The organism is Microbacterium sp. CCH5-D1 (assembly GCF_001557335.1).
Classification (GTDB): domain Bacteria; phylum Actinomycetota; class Actinomycetes; order Actinomycetales; family Microbacteriaceae; genus Microbacterium; species Microbacterium oxydans.
In genome coordinates, this window is sequence record NZ_LSJW01000103.1 from 1 (window position 1) to 7,733 (window position 7,733).

Annotated in this window: 6 protein-coding genes; 5 read left to right on the forward strand and 1 reads right to left on the reverse strand. The window is 67.6% G+C overall.

Annotated elements, in window-relative coordinates; all coding sequences use genetic code 11:
- On the forward strand, positions 1–1,708 hold a 1,708-nt coding region (locus AX744_RS07040), incomplete at its 5' end, for a DEAD/DEAH box helicase (RefSeq protein ID WP_061015989.1).
- 203 nt (positions 1,709–1,911) lie between these two features.
- Positions 1,912–2,940, forward strand: a complete 1,029-nt coding sequence (locus AX744_RS07045; protein WP_046748279.1) for a 6-phosphofructokinase — start codon at positions 1,912–1,914, stop codon at positions 2,938–2,940.
- Positions 2,941–3,169: 229 nt separating this feature from the next.
- Here AX744_RS07045 and AX744_RS07050 read toward each other — a convergent pair whose 3' ends face one another.
- Positions 3,170–5,269 (reverse strand): S9 family peptidase, encoded by a 2,100-nt coding sequence (locus tag AX744_RS07050; protein WP_061015991.1) that lies wholly within the window; start codon positions 5,267–5,269, stop codon positions 3,170–3,172.
- A gap of 155 nt (positions 5,270–5,424) precedes the next feature.
- Here AX744_RS07050 and AX744_RS07055 point away from each other — a divergent pair, with 155 nt between their 5' ends.
- From AX744_RS07055 to AX744_RS07065, 3 genes are all read left to right on the forward strand, one after another.
- Complete coding sequence (locus AX744_RS07055) at positions 5,425–6,816, forward strand: inorganic phosphate transporter (protein ID WP_046748281.1); 1,392 nt, start codon at positions 5,425–5,427, stop codon at positions 6,814–6,816.
- On the forward strand, positions 6,813–7,148 hold the full coding sequence (locus AX744_RS07060) for a hypothetical protein (RefSeq protein WP_061015993.1): 336 nt from the start codon (positions 6,813–6,815) through the stop codon (positions 7,146–7,148). The genes AX744_RS07055 and AX744_RS07060 overlap by 4 nt, the downstream gene beginning before the upstream one ends.
- A 60-nt stretch (positions 7,149–7,208) precedes the next feature.
- Positions 7,209–7,733, forward strand: a 525-nt coding sequence (locus tag AX744_RS07065) for a metallophosphoesterase (protein ID WP_197429171.1), incomplete at its 3' end; no start/stop codon positions are given.

Consider the following 7,733-nt stretch of genomic DNA (forward strand, 5'->3'; position numbering starts at 1 on the left):
GGTTCCCGCCGCGATCGCCGAGCGACAGGTGACCCCGCCCTCGGTCGAGGCGCGGCAACTGGCCAACCCGTTCCTGGCTCCCGACCTCACGCCGCGTCCGGCCGCCACCCCGCGCCGTCGTCTGGACGGCTGGGAGCTCATGGGTCCGCTCTACAAGGCGTTCGAGACAGGGGCCGGCGGCGCTGCGGCGTCGATGGAGCTGCCGCCTGCACCCGAGTTCGACCACATCTCGCCCAAGGGCCTCGAGGTCATGGTGCACCAGTCGCGGTTCCTCGAAGCCGTGAAGGCCGGGCACCGCAGCTTCCTGCTGGCGGACGAGCCGGGTCTCGGCAAGACCGCGCAGTCCGTGCTCGCAGCCTCCGTCGCCGGTGCATACCCGCTCCTGGTCGTGGTGCCCAACGTCGTGAAGATGAACTGGGCACGCGAGGTCGAGCGGTGGACGCCGCAGCGTCGTGCGACGGTCATCCAGGGAGACGGCGACGACATCGACGCCTTCGCCGACGTCTTCATCGTCAACTACGAGATCCTGGACCGGCACATGTCGTGGCTCGCGTCGATCGGCCTGCGAGGCATGGTCGTCGACGAGGCCCACTTCATCAAGAACCTCTCGTCGCAGCGGTCGCAGAACGTGCTGTCGCTGGCCGCTCAGGTGCGCGAGCGCACTCCGGGTCACAACCCTCTGATGCTCGCCCTCACCGGCACGCCGTTGATCAACGATGTCGAGGACTTCGATGCGATCTGGCGTTTCCTTGGGTGGACGACCGGTGAGAAGCCGGGCCCTGAGCTCATGGAGAAGCTCGACGCGACGGGCTTCACGCCGGCAGACAAGGCCTTCTACCCGGAAGCGCGCGACGCCGTCATCTCGATGGGCATCGTCCGTCGCAAGAAGAAGGACGTGGCGGCGGACCTTCCGGACAAGCTCATCGCCGATCTGCCGGTCCAGCTCGACGACGAGTTCGGACGCAGCATCCGCCAGGCCGAACGCGAGCTGGGGGAGCGGCTCGCCGCTCGCTACCGTCGCATCATCGAGGCGCGGGGAGATCGCGGCCTCGCCCCCGGCGAGATCGACGACGACATCGTCCGGCTGGTCGCTCAGAACGAGCTCGAGGAGTCGAAGGCCGCTGGCACAGGCGGAGACAACGTCTTCACCATGGTGCGCCGTATCGGTCAGGCGAAGGCTCCGCTCGCAGCGGACTACGCCGCACAGCTCCAGCGCTCGGTGGGCAAGGTCGTCTTCTTCGCGAAGCACATCGACGTCATGGACCAGGCGGAGGCGCACTTCGCCGCCGCGGGCATCCGCTCGGTGTCGATCCGTGGAGACCAGACCACCGCGGTCCGGCAGCAGGCGATCGACGACTTCAACGGCGACCCCGAGGTCGGCATCGCCGTCTGCTCGCTCACCGCGGCGGGCGTCGGTCTCAACCTGCAGGCCGCGTCGAACGTGGTCCTCGCCGAGCTGTCCTGGACGGCTGCCGAGCAGACGCAGGCGATCGACCGCGTGCATCGGATCGGCCAAGATGAGCCGGTCACTGCATGGCGGATCATCGCCGCGCACACGATCGACACCAAGATCGCGGAGTTGATCGACCAGAAGCAGGGGCTCGCGGCTCGCGCGCTCGATGGGGAAGCGGTCGACGAGTCGGCGGCCGAACCGGTGCAGCTGGCGGCACTCATGCATCTGCTGCGTCAGGCGCTCGGCGAGATCTGAGCGTCAAGAACCACTGTTCTTAACGCGCTGCGGAGGGTCAGATCGCCGGCGATCGGGAAGTTCATCGATTTCGGAGAATCCGGCCGTCAAGATCGACGTTTTTCGTCGCTCCCGAATGGCGCCCGGACGTGCCGGGGCGCTAGGGTCGATCGAAGGCAGCGTCGCCTTTTCCCCCCATCTCCCGAACGTCTGAAGGCACCAGCATGAAGATCGGCATCCTGACGAGCGGCGGCGACTGCCCCGGCCTCAACGCGGTCATCCGCGGCATCGTGCTCAAGGGCACCACCACGTACGACCTGGAGTTCGTCGGCATCAGAGATGGATGGCGTGGCCTGGTCGACGGTGACTTCATGCCGTTGACCCGACACGAGGTGAAGGGCTTGTCGAAGGTCGGCGGCACCATCCTGGGCACCAGCCGCACCAACCCCTACGAGGGCGAGCGCGGGGGAGCCGAGAACATCGCCAAGACTCTCTACGGGCACAAGATCGACGGCATCATCGCGATCGGCGGCGAGGGCACACTCGCCGCGGCCGACCGTCTCGCGAAGGACGGGATCAAGGTCATCGGCGTCCCCAAGACGATCGACAACGACCTGCAGGCGACGGACTACTCGTTCGGCTTCGACACCGCGGTCAACATCGCCACGGACGCCATGGACCGCTTGCGCACGACCGGCGACTCGCACCAGCGCTGCATGGTCGCAGAGGTCATGGGCCGGCACGTCGGCTGGATCGCGCTGCATGCCGGCATGGCCGCAGGCGCTCACGTGATCTGCATCCCCGAGGTGCCGATGTCCATCGATGACATCACGGAGCTCGTGACCAGTGCACATGATCGCGGACGTGCACCACTGGTCGTCGTCTCGGAGGGCTTCAAGCTGCTCGGCATGGACGAGGCATACAGCGACAAGGGGCTCGACGCGTTCAATCGCCCGCGCCTCGGCGGTATCGGAGACCAGCTCGCCCCTGAGATCGAGCGCATCACCGGGATCGAGACGCGGGCGACGATCCTCGGACACATCCAGCGTGGTGGATCGCCCTCTGCTTTCGACCGCGTGCTCGCGACGCGGCTCGGACTGCACGCGGCTGACGCGATCGTCGACGGTGCATGGGGTCAGATGGTCGCGATGCAGGGCACCGACATCGTGCGTGTGCCGTTCGCCGACGCGCTCGGTGAGCTGAACACGGTTCCCCGCTACCGCTACGACGAGGCGGCTGCACTCTTCGGTTGAGCCCGGGTCCCGTCTGCAGCGCGCGCCGGTTCGGGCCACCTCGCGGAATCATCCTCGACCCGCATTCTCGGGACGACGCGGCGACGGGCCACCGCGCCGGAACAGGCCGCTTGAGTCGAAACCTGCCTGTTCCTGCGTGATCGCCTGTCCTCGCGCTCGCAGGCCGGCTCGCACTCACGCAGGCCTGTCCTCGCGTTCGTTCAGGCGCGAACGCGAGGACAGTCCGGTGTCACACCTCGGCGAGGCCGAGAGTGTCGAGGAGCCAGGCGAGCTCGAACGCCCGCTCCTTCCAGGAGTTGTAGCGTCCGCTCACGCCGCCGTGCCCCGCGACCATCTCGCACTTGAGCAGCACGTCGGTGGCCCCGGCCTCGCGCAGACGGGCAACCCACTTCGCCGGCTCCACGTAGAGCACCCGGGTGTCGTTCAGCGAGGTGACCGCGAGGATCCGCGGATACCGGACGCCGTCGCGGACGTTCTCGTACGGGCTGTACGACTTCATGTAGGCATAGACATCCTTGTCGTGAAGCGGGTCGCCCCACTCGTCCCACTCGATCACGGTCAGTGGCAGCGACGGATCGAGGATCGTCGTCAGGGCGTCCACGAAAGGCACGCCGGCGAGGATCCCGGCGAACAGCTCGGGCGCGAGATTCGTCACGGCGCCCATGAGCAGACCGCCGGCGCTGCCACCCTCTGCCACCATCCGGCTCGGAGTGGTCACACCCGTCTCGACCAGATGCTCGCCGCAGGAGACGAAGTCGGTGAAGGTGTTGCGCTTGTGGAGGAGCTTCCCGTCCTCGTACCACTGCCTGCCCATCTCGCCGCCTCCGCGCACATGGGCGACCGCGAAGATCACACCGCGGTCCAGCTCGGAGAGACGCGCGACCGAGAATCCGGGATCGATCGAGTGCTCGTAGGATCCGTAGCCGTAGAGGTGCACAGGGCGCGGTTCCGCTCCCGGCTCCCCGAACGAGCGCTTCCAGACGAGTGAGATCGGCACGCGCACGCCGTCGGCCGCGGTGGCCCATTCGCGTCGCTGGCCGTAGTCCGTCGGGTCGTAGCCACCCAGCACGGGTACCTGCTTGCGCAGCACCAGCTCACGGGTGGCGAGTTCGAGGTCGTACACGGTTCCGGGCGTCACGAACGACGTGTACCCGAGGCGGAGGAACGGCGAGTGCCATTCCGGGTTTCCGCTCACGCCCGCCGAGTAGAGCGGCTCGTCGAAGGCGAGTTCCTCGACCGCATCCGTGACGTAGTCGAGCAGGCCCACACGCTCCAGACCTTCGCTGCGGTACTCCACGGTGGCGAAGTCGCGGAAGGCCTCGACCCCGAGCAGTCGCCGTCCCTGCTCGTGGGGGAGCACAACCCGTCGTCGGCCCTGCGGATCGGAGGCGGAGACCGAGACGAGCTCGAAGTCGAGCGCCCCGTCGTTGTGGAGCACGAGCAACCGGTCATCGCCGTCCACGACCGCGTGCTCGATCGAGTACTCGACCCCTTCTCGTCGGGGCCAGACGAGACGCGGTTCAGCGGTGAGGTCGCCGTTCAGATCGACCAGATACTCCTCGCTCGTGATGCTCGATCCCACGGCGATCACCAGGTACCGGCGGCTGCGGGTGATCCCGGCGCCGAGCCAGAACTTCTCGTCGGGTTCGTGGAAGAGCTTCACATCCTCGGACACCGGGGTGCCGAGTCGGTGCAGCCACAGGGTATCGGGGCGCCAGGCCTCGTCACGGGTCGTGTAGAGCACACCGGTGCCGTCCGGGGTGAAGAAGGCGCCGCCCGTGTTCGGGATCTCGTCGTCGAGGGTGGTGCCGGTGGCGAGGTCGCGCACGTGCACCGTGTAGAGCTCGTCGCCCTCGAAGTCCGTGGACCAGAGCAGCTTCGTCGCATCGTCGGAGGTGTCGAAGGCGCCGAGCGAGAAGAACTCGTGGCCCTCGGCCTCGTGGTTGCCGTCGAGGAGCACGACCTCGCCGGGGACGGGGACTCCCGGTTCGAGGCGCGGGTGAGTCCAGTCGCCGGGCTCGGCGGCCGCGCGGCAGTGGATGCCGTACTGCGCGCCCTCTTCGGTGCGGCTGTAGTACCACCAGTCACCACGGCGGGTGGGGACGGAAAGGTCCGTCTCCTGCACCCGTCCCTTGATCTCCTGGAACAGCGTCTCGCGGAGCGCGGAGAGATGTGCGGTCTCGGAATCGGTGTGGGCGTTCTCCGCTTCCAGATGGGCGATGACCTCCGCGGAATCCTTGGCGCGGAGCCATTCGTATGGATCATCGAAGGTATCGCCGTGGTGGGTGCGGAGCGTCGAACGGCGGTCGGTGGCGGGGGCATCAGTCACCGTCTCACGCTATCCCAGGTCGAGTTGACCGGCACGGGGGAGGGTGGGAGGATCTACCGGGGCCGGTTAACGGAAGTCAAACCCACGGTGAACTCTTCGTTCGTCACGTCGATCACGTCGACATCTCCTTCTTCCTCAACGACCGAAAGCGAACGGTGGAAACCGCAGCCCTCATCGTCGTGCTTGTCATCGCGCTGGCACTCTTCTTCGACTTCACCAACGGCTTTCACGACACGGCGAACGCCATGGCGACGCCGATCGCCACAGGTGCGCTGAAGCCCAAGACCGCCGTCCTCCTCGCCGCGGTCCTCAACCTCGTCGGCGCCTTCCTGTCGACGGAGGTCTCCAAGACGATCTCCGGTGGCATCATCCGCGAAGACGCGATCATAGACGCGGGGACCGACCTGTTCCTGTCGCTGATCTTCGCCGGACTGATCGGCGCCATCACCTGGAACATGCTGACCTGGCTGCTCGGTCTGCCGTCGAGCTCGTCCCACGCCCTCTTCGGCGGACTGATCGGCGCGACCATGGTCGGCGCGGGCATCAGCGGGATCGACTTCGGCATGGTGCTCTCGAAGATCGTGCTCCCGGCTCTGATCGCCCCTGTCACCGCCGGCCTCATCGCATTCGCGGCCACCAAGATCGCCTACTCGATCACCCGTCGCTACGACGGGAAGCCCGATGGGCGCGATGGCTTCCGGTGGGGGCAGATCTTCACTTCGTCCCTCGTCGCGCTCGCGCACGGGACGAACGACGCGCAGAAGACGATGGGTGTGATCACGCTGGCGATGATCACCATCGGATGGCAGTCGGGAGCGCACCACGAGCCCGAGCTGTGGGTCATCATCGCCTGTGCGTTCACGATCGCTCTCGGCACCTACCTCGGCGGCTGGCGCATCATCCGCACCCTCGGCAAAGGGCTCACCGACGTCAAGCCGGCGCAGGGTTTCGCTGCGGAGAGCTCGACCGCAGCCACCATCCTCGCCTCCAGCGCCCTCGGCTTCGCCCTCTCCACGACGCAGGTGGCCTCCGGCTCGGTCATCGGCTCCGGTCTCGGACGTCGTGGCTCCACCGTTCGCTGGCGGACCGCCGGCCGTATCGGTGTCGGCTGGCTGCTGACGCTCCCCGCGGCAGGAGGCGTCGGGGCTCTTGCAGCGCTGCTCGTCGTCTGGCTCGGCAACTGGGGTGTCGTGATCGATGCCGTCATCGCGCTCGCCATCATCCTCGGACTCTTCATGCGGTCACGCCGCAACGCCGTGACGCCGGCGAACGCCATGAGCGACGTCGCCGAGTCGGGCCGTGCGATCGAGCTGCCGGACACACCTCCGCCGACGAGGCGTCAGCAGCGCATCGAGCAGGCCAAGGCCGAGGCTCGGGCCCGGGCCGAGGCGCGTGACAAGGCGAAGGCCGAGGCCAAGGCCCAGGCGAAGAAGGACGCGGCGGCGAAGGCGAAGAAGAAGGCCGACGCCAAAGCGACCACCAAGGCATCGAAGACCGCGTCGACGACGCAGAAGCCCGACGCCGGCCGGAACGGAGAGTCCGAATGAGCGTCTCGATCGACTGGTTCGCGTTCCTCCAGGTGTTCGCGGCCGCCCTCATCGGCGCCGCCGCCATCGTGACGTTCTACGCACTGGGGCTCCGCCTCCTCGTCCGCAGCGGTCGTGCACCTGTCGTGAGCCCCGCCGAGTTCACCGACGCGATCACGGTGATCACGGAGAAGGAGCTGAGGCGCGCCGAGAAGCAGGCTGCCAAGGCCGCCCGCAAGAGCCCGCTGACCGAGGGGCAGAAGTCCCTCGCACTGGTCGGCGCCTATGCCTGTTTCGCGCTGTGCGGTGTCGCCGTCGTCAGCGGGATCCTGCTCCTGGTCCTCGGACACTGATCGACGGCGAACCGCACGGATCCCGCTCCTCGGTGAACGCTCGGCCATAGGCTGGGGCTCATGTCCGCAGGAACAGGCAGCCCCTACGTGTTCGGCAGGCACGAGCCCGCATCTCATGTGCTCGTCCACGTCAGCGACCCGCATTTCCTCGCCGGGGGGATCCGGCTGGGCGGACGCTACGACGTCGAGTCGAACTTCGCCCGCACGCTGGAGGCGATCCGGGCAGTGCATCCGCACCCGGCTGCGATCGTCGTGACGGGCGACCTCGCCGACCTGGGGGAGCCCGAGGCGTACCGGCGACTGCGGGCAGCCGTCGAGCCGGTGGCCGATCAACTGGACACGCCGGTCGTCTGGGTCGCCGGCAATCATGACGAACGCCCTGCACTGCGCGCCGAGCTGCTCGGTCTGGAGCCGACGGAAGACCCTGTCACGGGAATCTGGGACCTCGACGGCCTGAGGGTCATCGCGCTGGACACGAGTGTGCCGGGCTGGCATCACGGCGACCTCGATGAGGGCCAGCTCTCGTGGCTGGCCGACGTGCTCGCCGAACCCGCGCCGCTCGGGACGATCCTGGCCATGCACCAC

What these genes read in the sequence shown, in the direction of transcription:
- AX744_RS07045 (WP_046748279.1), top strand. Translation starts at nt 1,912, where the DNA reads ATGAAGATCGGCATCCTGACGAGCGGCGGCGACTGCCCCGGCCTCAAC.
- AX744_RS07060 (WP_061015993.1), top strand. Translation starts at nt 6,813, where the DNA reads ATGAGCGTCTCGATCGACTGGTTCGCGTTCCTCCAGGTGTTCGCGGCC.